The organism is Modestobacter sp. VKM Ac-2986 (assembly GCF_026967795.1).
GTDB lineage: Bacteria > Actinomycetota > Actinomycetes > Mycobacteriales > Geodermatophilaceae > Modestobacter.
Genome location: NZ_JAPVBH010000001.1, coordinates 502840 through 523108, shown reverse-complemented (window position 1 = coordinate 523108; position 20269 = coordinate 502840). Strand labels below are relative to the sequence as shown.

The 20269-nt window shown below is 75.2% G+C and carries 23 protein-coding genes; 14 read left to right on the top strand and 9 right to left on the bottom strand.

Going from position 1 to position 20269, the window contains the following annotated elements; translation table 11 throughout:
* Positions 1-120 precede the first annotated feature (120 nt).
* The 6 genes from O2W14_RS02500 to O2W14_RS02475 all read left to right on the top strand — a co-directional run bounded on the left by O2W14_RS02500 (position 121) and on the right by O2W14_RS02475 (position 3534).
* On the top strand, positions 121-750 hold the full coding sequence (locus O2W14_RS02500) for a TetR/AcrR family transcriptional regulator (RefSeq protein WP_269174514.1): 630 nt from the start codon (positions 121-123) through the stop codon (positions 748-750).
* 79 nt (positions 751-829) lie between these two features.
* Positions 830-1249, top strand: a complete 420-nt coding sequence (locus O2W14_RS02495) for a hypothetical protein (protein ID WP_269174513.1) — start codon at positions 830-832, stop codon at positions 1247-1249.
* Positions 1250-1319: 70 nt separating this feature from the next.
* Complete coding sequence (locus tag O2W14_RS02490) at positions 1320-1535, top strand: hypothetical protein (protein ID WP_269174512.1); 216 nt, start codon at positions 1320-1322, stop codon at positions 1533-1535.
* 19 nt (positions 1536-1554) lie between these two features.
* Positions 1555-1746 (top strand): hypothetical protein, encoded by a 192-nt coding sequence (locus tag O2W14_RS02485; RefSeq protein ID WP_269174511.1) that lies wholly within the window; start codon positions 1555-1557, stop codon positions 1744-1746.
* Between the two features lie 33 nt (positions 1747-1779).
* A complete protein-coding gene (locus O2W14_RS02480) occupies positions 1780-2691 on the top strand; it encodes a 3-methyladenine DNA glycosylase (RefSeq protein WP_269174510.1) in 912 nt (303 codons plus the stop codon).
* 18 nt (positions 2692-2709) lie between these two features.
* Positions 2710-3534, top strand: a complete 825-nt coding sequence (locus O2W14_RS02475) for a tyrosine-protein phosphatase (RefSeq protein ID WP_269174509.1) — start codon at positions 2710-2712, stop codon at positions 3532-3534.
* A gap of 255 nt (positions 3535-3789) precedes the next feature.
* Here O2W14_RS02475 and O2W14_RS02470 read toward each other — a convergent pair whose 3' ends face one another.
* Together O2W14_RS02470 and O2W14_RS02465 are read right to left on the bottom strand one after the other, a co-directional pair.
* Entirely contained in the window at positions 3790-3945 is a 156-nt protein-coding gene (locus O2W14_RS02470) for a hypothetical protein (protein WP_269174508.1), read from the bottom strand.
* 288 nt (positions 3946-4233) lie between these two features.
* On the bottom strand, positions 4234-5946 hold the full coding sequence (locus O2W14_RS02465) for a putative PEP-binding protein (RefSeq protein ID WP_269174507.1): 1713 nt from the start codon (positions 5944-5946) through the stop codon (positions 4234-4236).
* A gap of 239 nt (positions 5947-6185) precedes the next feature.
* On the opposite strand from O2W14_RS02465, the gene O2W14_RS02460 reads away from it, so the two are divergent.
* The 4 genes from O2W14_RS02460 to O2W14_RS02445 all read left to right on the top strand — a co-directional run bounded on the left by O2W14_RS02460 (position 6186) and on the right by O2W14_RS02445 (position 10430).
* The gene (locus O2W14_RS02460; protein WP_269174506.1) at positions 6186-6953 is read left to right on the top strand and encodes a DeoR/GlpR family DNA-binding transcription regulator; all 768 of its coding nucleotides are present in this window, start codon (positions 6186-6188) and stop codon (positions 6951-6953) included.
* On the top strand, positions 6950-7915 hold the full coding sequence (locus O2W14_RS02455; RefSeq protein ID WP_269174505.1) for a 1-phosphofructokinase family hexose kinase: 966 nt from the start codon (positions 6950-6952) through the stop codon (positions 7913-7915). Before O2W14_RS02460 ends, O2W14_RS02455 begins: the two co-directional genes overlap by 4 nt.
* 70 nt (positions 7916-7985) lie before the next feature.
* A complete protein-coding gene (locus O2W14_RS02450; protein WP_269174504.1) occupies positions 7986-10127 on the top strand; it encodes a PTS fructose transporter subunit IIABC in 2142 nt (713 codons plus the stop codon).
* A 42-nt stretch (positions 10128-10169) separates the two neighbouring features.
* Positions 10170-10430, top strand: a complete 261-nt coding sequence (locus O2W14_RS02445; RefSeq protein WP_269174503.1) for an HPr family phosphocarrier protein — start codon at positions 10170-10172, stop codon at positions 10428-10430.
* 169 nt (positions 10431-10599) lie between these two features.
* Here the strand turns inward: O2W14_RS02445 and O2W14_RS02440 are convergent, their stop codons facing one another.
* The 4 genes from O2W14_RS02440 to pdhA are packed head-to-tail and all read right to left on the bottom strand — an operon-like array spanning position 10600 to position 15311.
* Positions 10600-11781: an AGE family epimerase/isomerase gene (locus tag O2W14_RS02440; protein WP_269174502.1), complete on the bottom strand. Its 1182-nt coding sequence runs from the start codon at positions 11779-11781 to the stop codon at positions 10600-10602.
* Between the two features lie 2 nt (positions 11782-11783).
* The gene (locus O2W14_RS02435; protein ID WP_269174501.1) at positions 11784-13199 is read right to left on the bottom strand and encodes a dihydrolipoamide acetyltransferase family protein; all 1416 of its coding nucleotides are present in this window, start codon (positions 13197-13199) and stop codon (positions 11784-11786) included.
* On the bottom strand, positions 13199-14176 hold the full coding sequence (locus O2W14_RS02430; protein WP_269174500.1) for an alpha-ketoacid dehydrogenase subunit beta: 978 nt from the start codon (positions 14174-14176) through the stop codon (positions 13199-13201). The genes O2W14_RS02435 and O2W14_RS02430 overlap by 1 nt, the downstream gene beginning before the upstream one ends.
* Position 14177: 1 nt before the next feature.
* On the bottom strand, positions 14178-15311 hold the full coding sequence (gene pdhA, locus O2W14_RS02425) for a pyruvate dehydrogenase (acetyl-transferring) E1 component subunit alpha (protein ID WP_269174499.1): 1134 nt from the start codon (positions 15309-15311) through the stop codon (positions 14178-14180).
* A gap of 206 nt (positions 15312-15517) precedes the next feature.
* On the opposite strand from pdhA, the gene O2W14_RS02420 reads away from it, so the two are divergent.
* Positions 15518-16006 (top strand): Lrp/AsnC family transcriptional regulator, encoded by a 489-nt coding sequence (locus tag O2W14_RS02420; RefSeq protein ID WP_269174498.1) that lies wholly within the window; start codon positions 15518-15520, stop codon positions 16004-16006.
* A 5-nt stretch (positions 16007-16011) separates the two neighbouring features.
* Here O2W14_RS02420 and O2W14_RS02415 read toward each other — a convergent pair whose 3' ends face one another.
* Positions 16012-16263, bottom strand: a complete 252-nt coding sequence (locus O2W14_RS02415; RefSeq protein ID WP_269174497.1) for a DUF3253 domain-containing protein — start codon at positions 16261-16263, stop codon at positions 16012-16014.
* Positions 16264-16342: 79 nt separating this feature from the next.
* Here O2W14_RS02415 and O2W14_RS02410 point away from each other — a divergent pair, with 79 nt between their 5' ends.
* From O2W14_RS02410 to O2W14_RS02400, 3 genes are read left to right on the top strand one after another with little or no spacing between them, the layout of a single operon-like run.
* Entirely contained in the window at positions 16343-16969 is a 627-nt protein-coding gene (locus tag O2W14_RS02410) for a hypothetical protein (RefSeq protein ID WP_269174496.1), read from the top strand.
* Positions 16970-17012: 43 nt separating this feature from the next.
* Positions 17013-17531 (top strand): hypothetical protein, encoded by a 519-nt coding sequence (locus tag O2W14_RS02405; protein ID WP_269174495.1) that lies wholly within the window; start codon positions 17013-17015, stop codon positions 17529-17531.
* A gap of 60 nt (positions 17532-17591) precedes the next feature.
* On the top strand, positions 17592-18230 hold the full coding sequence (locus tag O2W14_RS02400; RefSeq protein WP_269174494.1) for a pyridoxamine 5'-phosphate oxidase family protein: 639 nt from the start codon (positions 17592-17594) through the stop codon (positions 18228-18230).
* On the opposite strand, the gene O2W14_RS02395 is transcribed toward O2W14_RS02400, so the two are convergent.
* Complete coding sequence (locus O2W14_RS02395; protein WP_269174493.1) at positions 18215-18937, bottom strand: aspartate/glutamate racemase family protein; 723 nt, start codon at positions 18935-18937, stop codon at positions 18215-18217. The genes O2W14_RS02400 and O2W14_RS02395 overlap by 16 nt on opposite strands.
* Positions 18934-20265, bottom strand: coding sequence for a serine hydrolase domain-containing protein (locus O2W14_RS02390; RefSeq protein WP_269174492.1), 1332 nt, complete (start codon positions 20263-20265; stop codon positions 18934-18936). Before O2W14_RS02390 ends, O2W14_RS02395 begins: the two co-directional genes overlap by 4 nt.
* Positions 20266-20269 lie beyond the last annotated feature (4 nt).

Here is a 20269-nt window from a genome sequence, read left to right as displayed (position 1 = left end):
GCCCCACGGAACACCTGAAACCCCAGGTCACACCACCTGTACCGGTGACGGTGCGCAGTCGGTCCGACACGTCGGCGTGCCGCGAACCCCTCCGTCACGAGGTGCTGCACGATCGCCTGCGTGACTGCCGCCGCACTGCCTCTGCACCTCACCGAGGACGCCGCCCCGGCCCGCCGTTCGCGCGCCGAGCGCCAGGAGATCGTCCTGGACACCGCCGAGCGTCTGTTCTCCGCCCGCAGCTCACGCAGCGTCGGCATGGACGAGCTCGTCCGGGAGACCGGGCTGGGCAAGATGACCGTCTACCGGCTCTTCAAGAGCAAGGACGACCTGGTCGGCGCCTACCTCTCGCGCAAGGCGGCGACCGTGCTGTCGGCCATCGACGCCGAGCTGATCCGGCTGCAGGACGACCCCCGCGCCGCGCTGCTGTCGGTGGTCGACGCCGTCGAGCGGGACGTCACCCGCGCCGGCTTCCGCGGCTGCCCCTTCACCAACGTCAGCAGCGAGTACGACGACCCGCAGCACCCGGCCCGCAGCGCGGCCGCCGACTACAAGTACGAGCTGCACATGCGGCTGCTCGCGCTGGCCGGTGAGCTGGTGCCCGACGCCGCCGAGGACCTCGCCGCCCAGGTGCACCTGGTCATCGACGGCATGCAGCTCTCCGGCGGGCTGCTGGGCCCCGACGGCCCGGCTGCGCACGGCCGCCGGCTCGCCGAGCGGCTCGTCGACGACGCCGTCGCCGGCCGCTCCTGACGGACCCCGCTGCCCCCACCACCCGCGCTCGCCGTGGGGCCGACGGGCATGACGGCGGTGCTGCCCCCACGATGGGCACGTGACCGACCGCTCCCGCCCCGACCTCGACGACGACGTCGTCTCCGCCCTCGGCAAGCTGTCGGAGGCCCTGGAGACCGTCGAGCAGGCCCGCGGTCTGCTGTACGGGTTCCACCAGCTCACCGGCAAGGCCGACCGGCTGCTGCAGGAGGCCGTCGAGGGGTTCCGCGCCACGGGGGAGACCGAGCTCGCCGACCAACTGGACCGTGACCTCGTCGGCCGCAACGTGATCGCCGACCGGTGGACCTTCCAGGTCGTGGAGGACTTCGACGCCGGCTACTGGTCCGCCTTCCGCGCTGCCGACCAGCAGGCCCGCGACCAGCTCTCCGGCGGCGACCGGCACGTGCTGGAGGCGCGGATGAAGCAGCGCGAGCGCACCGTCGGCCACCCCGCCCACGAGGCCGGCCCCGCCCTGGACTGACCGCCGACGCATGGCCCGCCCCCTCCCCGGGCAAGGCACGGACGACGACGTCCACCGCGAGGAGAGCGCCATGACCGAGACCGGCGGCAGCGGCCGCATCCAGCAGGACATCCTGACCGCCTCGGGCACCGGGGACAACGGCGACAGCGGCACCGACTCTTTCAGCGACGTCCCGCTCACCGCCGACGAGGCGATCGAGCGCGACGAGGCCTCCGGCGACCAGCCGGCCCGGACGTCGGCGCAGCCCGAGCTCGACGAGCGCGCCGCCAACTCGCTCGACCACTGACCCACCAGGAGGAGCGACCATGACCGAAGGCAGCGGCACCGGCTACGGAGAGCCCCTCGACGACGGGAACACGCCGTCCGAGGGGAACATGATCGACGGCACGCCCGGCGAGGACCGGCCCGACGGCGGCGAGCAGGACACCGTCCTGGTCACCGACGACGAGGCGCAGCGCGACGACGACGTCACCCGCCCCGGCAACTCCGCGGGCTGAGGAAGGACCCCCTCCCCCGGTTAGGCTCGTCGGGTGCTGCTGACCGCTGCCCCGACGGCCCTGGCCGAGGCGGAGTGGACGGCGCGGGAGGCCGCGTACCAGCAGCGGATGGACACCTGGGTCCTCCCGCACCAGGAGCGCCGCCGTACCGGGGTCGCCCACCCGGTGCTGGACTTCCTCTTCACCTACTACTCCGAGTCGCCCGGCCGGCTGCGGCGCTGGCACCCCGGCGTGGGCACCGTCCTGCTGGGCGAGGCCGCCCGCGAGCGGCTGACCTGGCCGCTGTACGCAGAGGTCGACGTCCGCACCGGGGACGGCGGCGTCGTCCCCGGTGTCGGGGTGGACCTGCCGGCGTTCCTGGCCAAGCGGCGGGCCGCGGCGGGCTGGGTCGAGGGCCTGCTGGGCGCCACCGCGAGCCGGGCCGGGCAGTTCGGCTGCTTCGGCATGCACGAGTGGGCGATGCTCTACCGCCCCGAGCCCGGCGACGTGCGCCACGAGCTGCCGCTGCGGCTGGGCCAGGACGGCACCGACGCCGTGGTCGAGGCGCACAAGGTGCAGTGCAGCCACATCGACGCGTTCCGCTTCTTCACCCGGGCCGGCGTGCCGCGCAACGCGCTGCGGCCCACTCGGGAGACCCAGCAGGAGCTGGAGCAGCCTGGCTGCCTGCACGCCACGATGGACCTCTACAAGTGGGCCTACAAGCTCAGCCCGGCCACCCCCGGCGAGCTGCTGGCCGACTGCTTCGCCCTGGCCGCCGACGTCCGCGAGCTGGACATGCGGGCCTCCCCCTACGACCTCTCCGCCCACGGGTACGCCCCCGTCGCCGTGGAGACGCCGGAGGGCAAGGCTGCCTACGTCGCGGCCCAGCGCGGCTTCGCCGCCCGCGGCGCGGTCCTGCGGGAGCGGCTGCTGGCCGTCTGCCGCGACCTGCTCGACGCCGGCTGAGGCCCTACGGTCGGGAGCGTGAGCACCGACCGCTGGCTGCACCTGGACGGCACGGCCAACACCCGCGACCTGGGCGGCCTGCCCACCACCGACGGCGGGACGACGGCGTCCGGGCAGGTGCTGCGCAGCGACAACCTGCAGGACCTCAGCCCCGCCGACGTGCACCGGCTGGTGGCGGAGGTCGGCGTCACCGAGGTGGTCGACCTGCGCACCACCGCGGAGATCCTGCTGGAGGGCCGTGGCCCGCTGCGGGACGTCGCCGCGGTGACCCACCGCCACTTCGGACTGCTGCCCGAGCGTGGGCACCGCACCGACGTGTTCGCCGCCGAGCTCGACGACGAGGAGCTGCGGGCGCAGCTGCCCGCCGGCTGGGGCGAGTCGGTGCTGCCGCGCCAGGTGGGCCCCGGCGACGAGGCCGAGCCGCCCGCCGTCCGGTCCTACCTCGGCTACCTCACCGACGGCACCGACCAGGTGGTGGGCGCGCTGCGGTCGCTGGCCACCGGTGGCCCCGGCGCGGCGGTCGTGCACTGCGCCGCCGGCAAGGACCGCACCGGCGTCGTCTGCGCGCTGGCCCTGGCGGTGGCCGGGGTGGACCACGAGACGATCGTCGCCGACTACGCGCTGACCGCCGAGGTCATCGACGGGGTGGTGGCCCGGCTGGCCGCCACCGACACCTACGCCGAGGACATGGCCCGCCCCGTCGAGCAGCACACCCCGCGGGCGGAGACGATGCGCCGGGTGCTGGAGCTGGTCGACCAGCGGTGGGGCGGTCCGCTGGGCTGGCTCGAGCAGCACGGCTTCGGCCCCGACGACCAGGCCGCGCTCCGCGCCCGTCTCCGCTGACCCCACCGCCGGCAGCGCCCGCTCCACCGACGTCCGCCTCGTCCGGCCGGCTCTTGCGGTGTTGCGCGCGCTCCTGCGCAGCTACGAGGACGCAGGAGCGGGGGGAAGACCGCACGAGCGGGCCACGGCAGGGGCGGGCGCGGCCGGCGCGACGGGCGCGCGGCAGGGCCCGGACAGCAGAGGACCCCGGCTCCCGCTGGGAGTCCGGGGTCACAGTGCGTACCTGTGCTCGCCCTCAGGGGAGGGCGACGGCGTTCAGCGCAGGATGTTGGTGAACTGGGTGCTGTTCGCCATGGTCAGCAGCTCGTCCCGCATCGCGGGGCTGCTCGTGCGTGCGACGGCCTGGGCCAGGGCGCGGCGCGTACGCGACGCCTGCCGACGCTGACGCCAGCTGGTGGTCACGCTGCTCATGTCACTGCCTTCTTCCGGTGGTCCCGAGTGGTTGTTACGCCTGTATTAAAGCAGGCACAACGGCTTCTATTCCAACGGATCGAAGGGCGTGTCGCTGAAGTGGCCGACGGATCGATCACCCCGAGGAGTGAAGCGCCATGGATCCGTCATCCGCACGACACCTGCACAGCCGGCCCGTCACCCGGTGGACGCACGAGAGCCCCGCCGGTCTCCATCGACCGGCGGGGCTCTCGTCTCGAGCGGACCCGACCCAGGGTGGCCAGCGACACAGCGCCGGCGGTGGCGGGCTCAGGACTCGGCGAGCGCCTCCCGGGCCGCGGTCCGTGCGGACTGCGGGTCGGCCGCGGCCAGCGCGGCCTCGGCGGCACGCTGGCAGGCGGCCAGGTCCACGGTGGCGAGCCGGGCACCGACCCCGGCGATCGAGGGCGTGGCGCAGGACAGCGAGCTGATCCCCATGCCCACCAGCACGCAGGCCAGCAGCGGGTCCGCCGCGGCCTCGCCGCAGACGCCGACCGGCTTGCCCACCCGCTGCCCGGCGGCGGCGGTGGCCGCCACGAGCGCCAGCAGGGCCGGCTGCCAGGGGTCGGTGAGGTCGGCCAGGTCGGCGCTGAGCCGGTCGGCGGCCAGCGTGTACTGCGAGAGGTCGTTGGTCCCGATGGACAGGAAGTCCAGGTGCTCGAGGAACCGGTCGGCGAGCACCGCGACGGAGGGCACCTCGACCATGACCCCGGGCTTGAGCCCGCGCTCGCGCACCTGGGCGGCGAACTCCGCGGCCTCGGTCACGGTGGCGACCATCGGCGCCATGACCCACGGGCTGGACCCGGTCTCCTGCGCGGCCTGCGCGATCGCGTCGAGCTGCCGGACGAGCATGCCGGGGTCGCGACGGGAGGTGCGCAGCCCGCGCACGCCCAGCGCCGGGTTGGCCTCGTCCGGCGGGGTGGCGAACGGCAGCGGCTTGTCCGAGCCGGCGTCCAGCGTGCGCACCACGACCTTGCCGTCGGGGAAGGCGGCGAAGACCCCGGAGTAGATCTCCACCTGGTCGGGCGCCGAGGGCTCCTCGGTGCGGCCGAAGAACGCGAGCTCGGTGCGCAGCAGCCCGACCCCCTCGCCCGCCGCCGCGGCGGCGGCACGCGCCCCGGCGCCGTCCTGGACGTTGGCCAGCACCTGCACCGGGTGGCCGTCGCGGGTCGCGCCCGGACCGCGGTACCCGGCCAGTGCGAGCGCGGCGGTCTGCGCGGCCGCCACCTGCTGCTGCGCCTCGTCGGGGTCGGGGTCGACGGTGACGGTGCCGTGGTCGCCGTCGACCAGCACCAGCGCGCCCTCCGGGACGTCGTCCAGGCCGACGACCGCCACGACGCAGGGGAGTCCGAGCTGGCGGGCGATGATGGCCGTGTGGCTGGTGGCCCCGCCGAAGCGGGTGGCCAGCGCGATGATCCGGGTGGGGTCGAGCCCGGCGGTGTCGGCGGGGGCCAGGTCGTCGGCCAGCAGGACCGACGGCGTCTCCGGCGAGGGCACCCCCGGCTCCCCCTGGCCGGTCAGCTCGGCCACGATGCGGTCGCGGATGTCCCGCACGTCGGTGGCCCGCTCGGCCATGACGCCGCCCAGCCCGGAGAACAGCTCGACGAACTGCTCGGCCGCGCCCACGGTGGCGACCTCGGCGGTGGCCCCGGTGAGGATCCGCTGCTCGACGGTCGACAGCAGGCCGCGGTCGCGGGCCAGCTGGGCGGTGGTGTTGAGGACCTCGGCGCTCACCCCGGTGGCGGCGGCGGCCCGCTCGGCCAGCCGCTCCGCGACCGCCCCGGCCGCCGCGCTGAACCGGTCCCGCTCGGCGGGACGGTCGGCCTCCGCCACCTCGGGCCCGGGCGCGGCCGGCAGCTCGACGGTGCCGACGGGGCGCACGACCGGGCCGAAGGCGACACCGGGGACCACCGGGGTGCCGCTCAGTACGGTCGGGCCACCGAGCACCGGCCCGGCGGTCGCGGTGGAGGAGAGGGACGACATCGAGGACCTCGCGTTCGAGTAGGGGCCACGGGGCGGGCTGCCGCGGCGGGACACGCTCCCGGTGCACCCCCGGGCCTGCTGGTGACCAGGCTCACGTGCAAGTCTTGACTTGTCAATTGATCGCAGATAAAACAACGGACAACCAGCCTCAAGACCACATGATCGGGCATGTCCCGGGCACGCGTCCGCCGCCCATCCCACCAGCCGACCTCATCACCACACCACCCGGGAAGGTGTCCGTGTACGCAGAGGAACGCCAGCAGGCCATCGTCGGGCTGGTCACCCAGCGCGGGCGGGTCGCGGTCACCGCGGTCGCCGAGCGCTTCGGGGTGACCACCGAGACGGTGCGCCGGGACCTCGCCGTCCTCGAGCAGGTGGGCATGCTCCGCCGCGTGCACGGTGGCGCGGTCCCCGTCGGCGCGCTGACCGTCGTCGAGCCCGGCCTGGGCGAGCGCCGCAACACCCGCACCGACGCCAAGCGCCGGATCGCGGCGTGCGCGCTGCAGTTCGTCCCCGGCGGGCACGGCAGCCTGGTCCTGGACGGCGGCAGCACCACCGCCGCGCTGGCCGAGGTGCTGCCCGGCGACCGCGACCTGCTCGCCGTCACCAACTCGGTGCCGATCGGCGCGCGGCTGGCCGGGGTGGCCGGCATCACCCTGCACCTGCTCGGCGGCCGGGTCCGCGGCGTCACCCAGTCCGCGGTCGGCGAGTCCACCGTCCACGCGCTCGCCGACCTGCGCGCCGACGTGGTCTTCCTGGGCACCAACGGGATCAGCGCCCAGCACGGCTGCTCCACCCCCGACGAGGCCGAGGCCTCGGTCAAGCGGGCCATGGCCCGGGCCGGCCAGCGGGTGGTCGTCCTGGCCGACAGCAGCAAGCTCGGCCGCGAGCACCTGGTGCGGTTCGCCGGGCTGGAGGAGGTCGACGTGCTGGTCACCGACGACGAGGCCGACCCCTCCCTGGTCGCCGACCTCGAGGCGCAGGGGATCGAGGTGCTGCAGGCATGACGACCTCCTCCGGCCCGCAGGTGGTCACGCTGACCGCCAACCCGAGCCTCGACCGCACGCTGACCCTGCCCGGCCCCCTGCACCGGGGCGGCGTCGCCCGGCTCGCGGCCAGCACCACCGAGCCCGGCGGCAAGGGCGTCAACGTGGCCCGCGCCGTGGCCGCGGCCGGCGTCGACGTCCTGGCCGTGCTGCCGGCGGCGACCGACGACCCGTTCGTGCGGGAGCTCACCGCGATCGGGCTGCCCCCGGCCGTCGTCCCGGTGCCCTCGCCGGTGCGCACCAACTACACGCTCACCGAGCCCGACGGCACCACCACCAAGCTCAACGAGCCCGGCGCCGCCCTGGACGACGACGTCCGCACGGCGCTGGGCTCGTTGTTGACCGCCGCCGCCGGCACCGCACGCTGGGTGGCGCTGTCCGGCTCGCTGCCCAAGGGCACCCCGGTCGACTGGTACGCCCAGCTGGTGCGCCAGCTGCGGGCCACCGGCGTCCGGATCGCGGTGGACACCTCCGAGGCCCCGCTGCTCGCGCTGATGGCGGCCGGGCCCGAGGCGGCCCCGGACCTGGTGAAGCCGAACACCGAGGAGCTGGCGCAGCTGGCCGGCACCACCGAGGCCGCGCTGCTCGCCGACCCCGGCGCCGTCCGGGCCGCCGTCGACGACCTGCACCGCCGCGGGGTCGCCGAGGTCCTGCTCACCCTCGGCGCCGACGGCGCGATGCTGTCCACCGCCGCCGGGTGCTGGTCGGCCGCGCCGCCACCGACGACGGTGCGCAGCACGGTCGGGGCCGGGGACTCCAGCCTCGCCGGCTACGTGCTCGCCGACCTGGCCGGCGCTGCACCGGAGCAGCGGCTGGCCACCGCGGTCGCCTACGGGTCGGCCGCCGCGGGGCTGCCCGGCTCCGCCGTCCCGCGCCCCGACCAGGCCGATCCCAGCGCCGTCTCTGTCCAGCCGACTGCCTGAGCCGGGAGCACACTCGGTCCAGCACGTCCTGTCCACCAGCTCAGCGCCGAGCTACCGGGGGTCACATCCGATGTCCACGCTCATCACGACCGACCTGGTGGCGCTCGACGCCGACCTGGGCACCGACAAGACCGCGGTGGTGCACCGGCTGGCCGCACTCGTCGCCGGGGCCGGCCGGGCCACCGGCGCCGACGCCCTGGCCCAGGACGCGCTGGCCCGGGAGGCGAAGGCGCCCACCGGGCTGGCCGGGGGCATCGCCATCCCGCACTGCCGGTCGGCGGCGGTCACGCAGGCCTCGCTGGCCTTCGCCCGGCTCGCGCCGCCGGTCGGCTTCGGCGCACCCGACGGGCCGGCGGACCTGGTCTTCCTGATCGCCGCCCCCGAGCACGGCGACGCCGACCACCTCACCCTGCTCACCGCCCTGGCGCGGGCCCTCGTCCGGCCGGAGTTCGTCGCCTCGCTGCGGGCGGCCCGCACCGCGGGCGAGGTGGTCGACCTGGTGCAGGACGTGGTCTCCCCCGCTCCCGCGCCCACCGCGGCCGGGGTCGGGGCCGGGGCCGGCGCCACCGCGACGACGTCCGGCGCCACCCCGCCGGCCGCGACGGGCACCGGGAACACCCGCAGCCTGGTCGCGGTCAGCGCCTGCCCGACCGGGATCGCGCACACCTACATGGCCGCCGACAAGCTGGCCGCCGCGGCGAAGGAGATGGGCGTCGACCTGCAGGTGGAGACGCAGGGCTCGTCGGGCTCCACCCCGCTGGACCCCGGCGTGATCAGCCGGGCCGGCGCGGTCATCTTCGCCGTCGACGTGGGCGTCCGGGACCGGGACCGGTTCGCCGGGAAGCCCCTGGTGCAGTCGGGCACCAAGCGCGCGATGAACGAGCCCGAGGTGATGATCCGCGAGGCGCTCGCGGCGGCCGACGACCCGGACGCCCGGCGGGTGCCGGGTGCGGCCGGCGACGGCGGACGGGCGGCCGACACCGGTGACCGCCCCGGTGCCGGCTCGGAGGTCCGCCGCTGGCTGCTCACCGGGGTCAGCTACATGATCCCGTTCGTCGCCGCCGGCGGACTGTTGATCGCCCTGGGCTTCCTCTTCGGCGGCTACCAGATCGTCAACCCCGACCCGAGCACCGACGGCGCACAGAGCTTCGCGCTGAACTGGGCGCTCAACAACACCTTCTTCGACCTGCCCACCACCGCTCCGCTCGAGGGGCTCAACGACGGCTTCTGGGGCTATCTGGGTGCGCTGTGCACCGTGCTCGGCCAGGCCGCGTTCGGCTTCCTGGTGCCCGCACTGGCCGGCTACATCGCCTACGCCATCGCCGACCGGCCGGGCATCGTCCCCGGCTTCGTCGTGGGTGCGGTGTCGCTGACCGTCGGGGCCGGCTTCCTGGGCGGCGTGGTCGGCGGCATCATCGCGGGCTTCGCCGCGAAGTGGATCGCCGGCTGGGCACTGCCGGCGTTCGCCCGCGGGCTGCAGCCGGTGGTGATCATCCCGCTGCTCGCCACGCTCATCTCCAGCGGCCTGATGCTGGTCGTGCTGGGCCGGCCGCTGGCCGCCGCACTGACCGGGCTGGGCAACTTCCTCACCGGGCTCACCGGCAGCTCGATCATCGTGCTCGGGTTGATCCTGGGCCTGATGATGTGCTTCGACCTCGGTGGCCCGGTGAACAAGGCCGCCTACGTCTTCGCCACCACCGGCATCGGCGTCGCCGACCCGACACCGGCGAACCTGCAGATCATGGCCATGGTGATGGGTGCGGGGATGGTCCCGCCGCTGGCCATGGCGATGTCCACCGCGGTCCGGTCCCGGCTGTACACCCCGGCCGAGCGGGACCAGGGCAAGGCCGCGTGGTTGCTCGGCGCCTCGTTCATCTCCGAGGGCGCCATCCCCTTCGCCGCCGCCGACCCGCTGCGGGTCATCCCCTCGATGATGCTGGGCGGTGCCACCACGGGAGCGCTCATCGGGGCCTTCGGCACCGAGCTGCGCGCCCCGCACGGCGGCGTCTTCGTCTTCTTCGCGATGAACAGCTTCTGGTTGTTCCTGCTCGCCGTGCTGATCGGCGCGATCGTCGGTGGGCTGGCCGTCACGGTGGCCAAGGGCATCGGCCGACCGTCCGGCAGCACCCCGGGTGCCGCGTCGGAGGAGGCCATGGCCGGCGGTGCAGCCCCCGCGCGCACTGCCGGGGCTGCCGCCCGCACCGCTTCCTGAGACGATGATCGTCAGCTCGCCCTCTCCAGAAAGCAGGCACCGATGCCCTCGAAGACCGTGACCGTCGGCTCCGCCGTCGGTCTGCACGCCCGCCCGGCCGCACTGATCGCCGAGGCCGTCGGCCAGTCCGGGGTGCCCGTGACGCTGGCGACCCCCGGCGGCAACCCGGTCGACGCCGGCTCGCCCCTGATGATCATGACGCTCGGCGCCAAGCAGGGCACCGACGTCGTGGTCAGCTCCGACGACGAGGCCGTGCTGTCCAAGATCGCCGACATGGTGGCCAGCGACCTCGACGCCGACTGACCTCGGGCCCCGTCCACGCCGCCCTCTCGGGAGCGGCCACCGGACCGGCGGGGTGCGCACGACGGCGCCCGTCCTCCACGAGGACGGGCGCCGTCGTCGTCTGTCGGGTCAGCCCCGCGCCGGGCTCCAGCGGGCCGATCCCAGCACCTCCGGACGGTGGGCGGTCCGCTCAGCGTGCCGCGAGCAGGGCGGCGGCGAGGCTCCCCCGCACCGGCAGGCCGGGCAGCAACAGCATCTGCGCCAGGTGGTAGGCGTCGGGCTGACCGGTCCAGGTGCCGGAGCCGACCTCGCCGGTGGGGGTCAGCTCGTGGTGCCAGCTGCCGGTCGAGGGGTCCAGGAACAGCCGGTCGCCCAGCTCCGCCCAGGTGCGCTGCAGCGTCGCCGTCCGCGGGTCGCCGGTCACCGCGTACCGCACGGCCGCGGCGGCGACGGCCTCGCAGAGCACCCAGTGCATCCGGGCGCCCACCACCGGGGCGTCGTCCCAGTCCAGCGTGTACGGGAAGCCCTCGTGCCCGTCGGCGGCCCAGCCGCGCTCGGCGGCGGCGACGAAGAGCCGGTCGGCGTCGGCGGTCAGCCAGCCCGGGGCGTGCTCCCCCAGCGCGGCCGCCAGGTGCAGGCACAGCCGCGACCACTCGAACTGGTGCCCGACGGTGACGCCGTAGGGCCGGAACGGGTCGGCGGGGCGGTCCCGGTTGAGGTCCGGCAGCGGCTCCCAGTCGCGCGTGAAGTGCTCCGGCAGCCGCCAGTCCCGCTCGCGGGTCCAGCCGTGCACGACCCGCTCGGTCGCGCGCAGGGTGTGCGTGCGCAGCCGGGCCGCCGTGCCGGGGTCGGTGGGGGCCAGCGCGTCGGCCGCGGCCAGCATCGCCTCGACGCCGTGCATGTTGGCGTTGGCGCCGCGGTAGTCCTCGCCGACCGCCCAGGTGCGGTCGAAGGACTCCCGGGCCAGGCCCTGCTCGTCGTCCCAGAACCGGCCCTCCCAGACGGCCAGCGCCTCGTCGAGCAGCGCCCGCCCGCCCTCGACGCCGGCCGCGGTCGCGGTCGCACCGGCCAGCACGACGAACGCGTGCACGTAGGCGGCCTTGGTGTCGTCGCCGGTGCTCGACCGCCAACCGCCGTGCTCGGCGTCGTGCAGCGGGCCGGTGCGCAGCGCGGCGACGCCGTGCGCGGCGAGCCCGGTGGCGCCGGGGTGGCCCAGCAGCGACCCCAGCGCGAAGACGTGCGTCATCCGCGTGCTGATCCAGGTCTCGACCGGGCGGTCGAGCAGCTCGCCGTCGTCCCCCAGCCAGCCGAAGCCACCGGGCACCGCCGAGCGGGCGGCGAACGCGAGCAGGGGCGCCAGCTGGGTCTGCATGGTCAGAACGTAAGAGCAGTGCCCGGGTCGTGCAGCAGGGCGCCGACGTCGGCGAGGAACCGCGAGCCCAGCTCGCCGTCGATGACGCGGTGGTCGAAGGACAGCGCGAGCGTGGTCACCTGCCGCGGCACGACCCTGCCCTTGTGCACCCAGGGCATCGCGCGGACCGCGCCGAAGGCCAGGATCGCCGACTCGCCGGGGTTGAGCAGCGGCGTGCCGGTGTCGACGCCGAAGACGCCCACGTTGGTGATCGTGATCGTGCCGCCGCTCATGTCGGCGGGCGTGGTGCGGCCGGCCCGCGCGGTGGCGGTCAGGTCCGCGAGCGCCGTGGCCAGCTCGGGCAGGGTGAGCGCACCGGCGTCCTTGACGTTGGGCACGACCAGCCCGCGCGGGGTGGCCGCGGCGATGCCCAGGTTGACCCGGTGCTTCACCACGATCTCCTGCGCCGCCTCGTCCCAGGAGCTGTTCACCATCGGGTGCCGCCTCGCGGCCAGCAGCAGCGCCTTGGCCACGAACAGCAGCGGGCTGACCTTGACCCCGGCGAGCTCGGGACGGGCCATCAGCCGCTGCCGCAGCTTCATCGTGCGGGTGACGTCGACGGTGAGGAACTCGGTGACGTGCGGCGCGGTGAACGCGCTGGCCACCATGGCCGCGGCGGTGTGCTTCCGCACGCCCCGGACCGGGATCCGCGTCTCGTCCGGCGCGACCTCGGTGCGCCCCGCGGCGGCGCCGGCCGGCGCACGGACGGCGTCCACGTCGGCGCGGGTGATCACCCCGCCCGGACCGGTGCCGGTGACCGTGGCCAGGTCCACCCCGACGTCCCGGGCGTACTTGCGCACCGGCGGCTTGGCCAGCGGGCGCAGCGGACCCGAGCCCGGCACCGTCGAGGTCGGCGCGGCGGCCTGGGTGTCGGCGACGGTGGCGCGCGCCTCGGCGGCCCGCCCGGCCTCCAGGCCGCCGTGGCGGACCGGCTTGACCGTCACGTCGGGCGCGCTGGTGAGCAGTGGCGGACGCTCGGTGCCGCTGCCGTAGTCGGCCTCCGGGAGCACCTGCGGGGTCGCCGACCGGCGCGGACGGCGGGTCGCCTCGGTGGTGCGCGGCCCGTAGCCGACCAGGACGGCGGTGCGCTCCGGAGGAGCCGGAGCGTCGCCAGCTCGGCTGCCCCCACCCTCCCCACCGACGTCGATGGTGATGATCGGCGCGCCGACGTCGACCGTCGTCCCGGCCTCGAAGAGCAGGTCGGTCACGGTGCCGGCGTAGGGGCTGGGCAGCTCGACGGCGGCCTTGGCCGTCTCGACCTCGCACAGCGGCTGGTTGACCGTGACGGTGTCGCCCACCGCGACCAGCCAGGTGAGGATGTCGCCCTCGGTGAGCCCCTCACCGATGTCGGGCAGGGCGAACTGGCGCAGGTCGGCCATCAGAACCCCAGCGATCGGTCGACGGCGTCGAGGACGCGGTCGAGGTCGGGGAGGTAGTCCTCCTCCAGCTTGGCCGGCGGGTACGGGGTGTCGTACCCGCCGACGCGCAGCACCGGCGCCTCCAGGGAGTGGAAGCAGGCCTCGGTCACCCGGGCGGCGATCTCCGCGCCCAGGCCCAGGGTCACCGGCGCCTCGTGCACCACGACGCAGCGGCCGGTGCGTCGGACGGAGTCGTACACCGGGTCCAGGTCCAGCGGAGAGAGCGCGTGCAGGTCGACGACCTCCAGCGACCTGCCCTCACCGGCGGCGACCTCGGCGGCCTGCAGCGCCGTCTTCACCATGGGGCCGTAGGCCAGCACGGTGACGTCGTCGCCGCCGCGGACGACCCGGGAGCCGAACAGCGGGCCGGGCGTGGCGTCGGGGTCGACGACGCCCTTCTCCCAGTACCGCCGCTTGGGCTCGAGGAAGACGACCGGGTCGGGGTGGGCGATGGCCTGCTGGATGCCCCAGTAGGCGTCGGCCGGGGTGCTGACCGCGACGACCTTGAGGCCCGCGGTGTGCGCGAAGTAGGCCTCCGGGCTCTCGCTGTGGTGCTCGACCGCGCCGATGCCGCCGCCGAAGGGGATGCGGATGACGATCGGCATCGGCAGCCGGCCCCGCGAGCGGGCGTGCAGCTTGGCCACCTGGGTGACGATCTGGTTGTAGGCGGGGAAGACGAACCCGTCGAACTGGATCTCGCAGACCGGCCGGTAGCCGCGCATGGCCAGCCCCACGGCGGTGCCGAGGATCCCGGCCTCGCCCAGCGGGGTGTCGACCACGCGCTGTTCGCCGAAGTCCTTCTGCAGGCCGTCGGTGATCCGGAAGACCCCGCCGAGGCGACCGATGTCCTCGCCCATGAGCACGACCTTGGCGTCGTCCTCCATGGCGCGGCGCAGGCCGAGGTTGAGCGCCTTGCCGAGGGTGGTCGTGTCGGCCATGTCAGGCCTCCTCGAACGAGGCGTGGTACGCCACGAACTCGGCGCGCTGCTGCGCGAGCTCGGGCGTGGTCTCGGCGTAGACGTGGTCGAAGATCTCCGTGCCGGCGGGCTCGGGCATCCCCCGGGTGCCGGTGCGGATCCGCACGGCCAGCTCGTCGCCCTCGGCGTCCACGGCGTCGAAGAAGTCGCGGTCGGCGACGCCGGTGCGCGACAGGTGCGCCTTGAGCCGGGCGATCGGGTCGCGCAGCGCCCATTCCTCCAGCTCGCCGGCCAGCCGGTAGCGGCTCGGGTCGTCGGAGGTGGTGTGCGCGCCCATCCGGTAGGTGAACGCCTCGATGAAGGTGGGGCCCGACCCCTCGCGGGCGGCGGCGAGCGCGGCCCGGGTCACGGCCAGGACGGCGAGGACGTCGTTGCCGTCGACCCGGACGCCGGGGAAGCCGAAGCCCGACGCCCGCTGGTACAGCGGCACCCGGGACTGTCGCTCGATCGGCGCGCTGATGGCGTACTGGTTGTTCTGGCAGAAGAAGACGACGGGCGCGGCGAAGGTGGCCGCCCAGATCATCGCCTCGTTGACCTCGCCCTGGCTGGTGGCGCCGTCACCGAGGAAGGCCAGCGCCGCGGCGTCCGCGCCGTCGCGCTGCAGGCCCATCGCGTAGCCGGTGGCGTGCAGGGTCTGCGCCCCGATCACCACGGTGTAGAGGTTGAAGCCGGTCGCCACCGGGTCCCAGCCGCCCTGGTCGACGCCGCGGAACATGCTGATCACGTGCAGCGGGTCGACCTCGCGGGTCCAGGCGACCCCGTGCTCGCGGTAGGTCGGGAAGGCCATGTCCCCAGCGGCCATCGCCCGGCCGGCCCCGACCTGGGCGGCCTCCTGGCCCTGAAGCGAGGCCCACAGCCCCAGCTCGCCCTGCCGCTGCAGCGCGGTCGCCTCGACGTCCCAGCGGCGCACCAGGACGAGGTCGCGGTAGAGGGCGCGCAGCTCCTCGGCGGAGACGTCCAGGGCGTAGTCGGGGTGCTCGACCCGCTCGCCCTCGGGGGTCAGCAGCTGCACCAGGTCGGGCTGGGCGGGGAGGTGGGGGGCACCGTCCCCCGGTACCGGGTCGACCAGCTCCGTGGTCCGGGACAGCACGCTCACAGGGGTCTCTCCTCGCCGTCTCGCGCCAGGGACGCCGGATGTCCTGTGGCTGGGACCGGCACCGCACTGGTTGTGGTGCAGCTCACCATTCTGGCACGCCGACCGTCCATCAGGAGATCATCGACTGGTCGTTCTGCGCAACCACCGTGCCCTGTGGTGCGCATCGCGGCCTTACTAGGACGTCCACGCATGTCAGACTGAGCAACGTGACCGCCCGGCTGGACGCCACCGACGCACGGCTCGTCCTCGCCCTGTCCGAGGACCCGCGGTCCACGGTGCTGGCCCTCGCCCAGCGGCTGGGCCTGGCCCGCAACACGGTGCAGGCCCGGCTGGCCCGGCTGGAGTCCGCCGGCGTCCTGGACCCCTTCGAGCGCCGGGTCCGCCCCGAGGCGCTGGGCTACCGGCTCGGTGCCTACATCACGGTGCAGGTGGTCCAGCGCGGCCTCGACGACGTCGCCGCGTCCCTGGCCGCCATCCCCGAGGTGCTCGAGGTGGTCGGGCTGTCCGGGGTCATGGACCTGCTGGTGCAGGTGGTGGCCGTCGACGCCGACGACCTGTGGCGGATCACCGAGCAGGTGCTGGCCGTCCCCGGCGTCCAGCGCACCGACACGAACCTCGCGATGCGCCGGTTCGTCGACCACCGGATGACCCCGCTGCTGGAACGCGCCGCCGACACCGCCCGCGCCGGGGACTGACCCCCTCAGCGCGGCCGGCGGATCCGCACCGGCCCGTGGGCGGTCGCGACGTCGACCACCTCGCCGCGCTGGGTGACCTCGGCCCGGCCGGCCGCCACCAGCCGGCCCGCCGCCGCCCGCGCCGCGGGCATCAGCTCCCGCCAGCCCTCGGGGTCGACCGCCCGGGCGGCCTCCGACGGGCAGATGGTGGTGCCCGGACGGCGCTGGTCGAGCAGCTCGTCGATGGTCCGCTCCAGCACCCCGTCGACGTCGTCCACCCCGCGAGCCTGCCCCGCCGCGCGCCGGCGCGCAGCAGGTGCTGGCGCGACCGCACCCGGGAGGAGGAGGCTGCGCCGCGTGCGCCGCCTGGTGGTCCTCGTGCTCGGTGCCCTCGTGCTGCTGACCGCCGGCTGGGTCGTGGCCCCTGCGGCGTGGGCCTGCAGCTGCGTGCCGGCGTCGACGGCCGAGCAGGTCGCGCGCGCCGACGTCGTCTTCACCGGCACGCTCGTGTCCCGGGAGGTGCTGCCGCCCGCGCCGGGGACGTGGACCAGCGAGGCCCCGGCCGTGCACGTCTTCGCCGTGCAGACCCTGCTCAAGGGGACGGCGTCCGCGCAGCAGGAGGTGGTCTCCGCCGACTCCTCGGCCTCCTGCGGGCTCGCGTTGAGCGGGGACGGACCGTTCCTGGTCCACGCCACCGACCCGCCGGAGGGCCCGGAGGGGCGGCTGACCGCGACGCTGTGCGGCGGCACCGCACCCGCCGACGCCGAGCTGGTCGCGGACGTGCAGGCGCTGGCCGGCGGCGACCCTCCCGACCGCACGCTCGACGTGCCCGCCGGCACCTACGAGGACCCGTCCGCGACCACCTTCCTGCTCCTGCTCGGCGGCCTCCTCGCGCTCACGCTGCTGGTCGGGGGACTCGCCGCGCGGGAGGGCCGGCGCGCCGACCGCCGCGCGCTCACCGTCGTGGTCCTGACCCGCGACTGACCGCACCGTTTGCCCGGCGCCACGCCCCGGGTAGGCGGCGGTCATGGCTCAGCAGACCGTCCTCGGGACCATCGGCAAGGGGAAGCGCGGCATCAGCACGTGGGGCTGGGTGCTGCGCGGCGCGGCCGCCGGCGCCGCGGGGACGACGGCGCTCAACGCGGTCACCTACCTGGACATGACGTTCCGCGGCCGGGGCACCAGCTCCACGCCGGAGCAGACCGTCGAGGCGCTCGCGGAGAAGGTGCACGTGCAGGTCCCCGGGGACGAGGAGACGCGCTCCAACCGGGTGCAGGGGCTCGGCCCGCTGACCGGTCTGGCCGCCGGCATCGGCGCCGGGGTGCTCGCCGGCCTGGCCCGGGCCGCGGGGTTCCGGCCCATGTTGCTGGTCGGCACGCTGCAGAGCACGCTCACCGTCCTCCTCGGCTCCAACGGGCCGATGACCGCCCTCGGCATCACCGACCCCCGCACCTGGTCGACCACCGACTGGGTCAGCGACGTCGTCCCGCACGCGGCCTACGGCGTCGTCACCCACGCCACCCTGGCCGCCTTCGACCGTCCCTGACGGAGGACCCCCTGCCCCCCACCACTCGCACACTCGTGGCGGGGCCCTGCAGGGGGGCCGATGGGCGAGACTGACGGCGTGGACGAGATCACCACCGAGGCCGAGCTGCGCGAGCTGCTGGGCGAGCCGGCGCCGCGGGCCGCGACCAAGGACCGTCCGTGCCTGGACGAGATCGACCGGCAGTGGCTGGCCGCCTCCCCGTTCTGCCTGGTGGCCACCTCGGCCGCCGACGGCAGCTGCGACGTCTCCCCGAAGGGCGACCCGCCCGGGTTCACCGTCGTCCTCGACGACCGGACGATCGCGCTGCCCGAGCGGTCCGGGAACCGCCGCGCCGACGGGTTCCGCAACGTGCTGACCAACCCGCACGTGGGGCTGGTCCACCTGGTGCCCGGGCGCACCGACACCCTCCGGGTGCAGGGCCGGGCCCGGCTGGTGCGCGACGCGGACCTGCTGGACCGGATGGTGGTCCGCGGCAGCCGGCCGCTGCTGGCGATGGTGGTGGAGATCGAGTCGGTCTTCTTCCACTGCGCGAAGGCGTTCCTGCGCTCGCAGCTGTGGGACCCGGCGACCTGGCACCCGGAGGAGCTGCCCTCCCGCGCCCGTATCGCCCACGCGCAGGAGGCCGCCGCGACCCCGCTGGCCGAGCTCGAGCAGTACTACGGCGAGAGCTACCGGCAGGGCCTCTACCCCGCCGGTTGACCGGCCAGCGACGCGGTGACCGCCGCCTCGACGTGCAGCCGGGTGGTGGGGAAGACCGGGACCGGGCTGTCGGCCGCGCCGACGAGCAGCTCGATCTCGGTGCAGCCGAGGACCACGCCCTGGGCACCGGCCTCGACGAGCCGCCGGACCACCCCGCGGTAGACCTCCCGTGACTCCTCGCGGACCACGCCCAGGCACAGCTCGTCGTAGATGACCCGGTGCACCTCGGCCCGGTCGTCGGCCGGCGGGACCAGGACCCGCAGCCCGTGCCCGGCCAGCCGGTCGCGGTAGAAGTCCTGCTCCATCGTGAACGCGGTGCCCAGCAGCCCGACGGTGTCCAGACCGGCGGCGGTCACCGCGTCCGCGGTCGCGTCGGCCAGGTGCAGCAGCGGGATCCCCACCGCGGCCTGCACCTGGTCGGCCACCTTGTGCATCGTGTTGGTGCAGATGAGCAGCAGCTCGGCACCGGCGGCCTCGAGCCCCCGGGCGGCCTCCGCCAGCAGGTCACCGGCCTGCGCCCACTCACCGGCGACCTGCAGCCGCTCGACCTCGGCGAAGTCCAGCGAGGCGAGCACGCACCGGGCGGAGTGCAGGCCGCCCAGCCGCTCGCGCACCAGCTCGTTGGCCAGCCGGTAGTACTGGGCGCTGGACTCCCAGCTCATCCCACCGAGCATCCCGATCACCCGCTGCCTGGCCACGGCGGTCATGACAGCAGCTGCCAGCCGCCCTCGTCCACCCCTCCGGGCACCGGCGCCTCGGGGTCGTAGGGCGTGCGGGTGAACACGAAGGTGGCCAGGTCGAGGTGGTCCGGGGCGATCCGCAGGGTCTCCCCGGCGTAGTAGCCGTCCAGCCCGACCCACGTGCCGTCCGGGCGCGGGGCGAACCGGCTGGCCCGCCCGCCGCGGCCGGGCAACGGGCCCAGGTGCAGCAGACCGCCGGCCTGGGCGCGCAGCACGTGCGGTGCCGGACCCCAGAACCAGACGCCGAGCAGGTCCAGCGGCAGCGGCGGGGCCGACGGCGTCCACGCCTCGACCACGCGCGGCTCGGCGGCGCGCAGATCGGCCAGCAGCCCGGGCACCAGCGGGTCGAGGCCGCTGGTGGTGTTGGCCAGGGTGACCGCACCGGCCTGCTCGACCCGGTCGACGAAGACCCCGGCGAGGAAGCCCGGCATCGACCCGCCGTGCCCGACCAGGACGTGCCCGTCGACGCGGAGGACCTGCAGGCCCAGGCCGTAGGCCGACCAGCCGGGGGCGGAGGGGTCGACGCCGGCGGGCACCGTCATCTCCTCCAGGGTCGCCGGTGACAGCACGTCCCCGGTGTCCCCGAGCAGGAGGACGCTGAGCCGGGCCAGGTCGGCCAGCGTCGCCCACAGCTGCCCGGCCGCGGCCATCACCCCGGCGTCGTGCTCGGGCTCGGGCAGCACCACGTCGGCCCACGGGTGCACCGCCGCCCCCGTCGCCGCCCGCCCGCTGGGCCGGGGCGTCGTCCGGGTCATGCCCAGCGGGCTGAGCACCTCGTCCCGGACGACGTCCTCCCACGGGCGCTGCCGGTGCCGGGCGACCAGCTCGCCGAGCAGGCCGTAGCCGAGGTTGGAGTAGTGGAAGCGCCGCGCGGCCCCGAGGACGACGTCGTCCCCGGTCAGCCGCAGGTCCTCCAGGGAGCCGCCGGGCACCCGCTCCCACCAGCCGCCGGGGCTCTCCGACCCGGCCCCGGCCAGGTGGGACAGCAGCTGGCCGACGGTGCGGTCGCCGAGCGGGGTGCCGGGGACGTGCTGGTCGAGGAGGTCGTCGAGCCCGAGCCGGCCCTCGTCGCGCAACCGCATCACGACCAGCGCGGTGACCGTCTTGCTGATCGAGCCGAGCCGGTACTGGACGTCGTCGTGCGGCTCGGCGACGTCACCGCGCCCGGTGGACCAGGCCAGTCCGCCGTCCCGGACGACGCCGGCGAGCAGGCTGGGCGCCCGGCCGTCGCGCTGCACCCGCGCGGTGCGGGCCAGCAGGGTGCGGGCGGTGGACGGGAGCACCGGTTCGACCATGTGC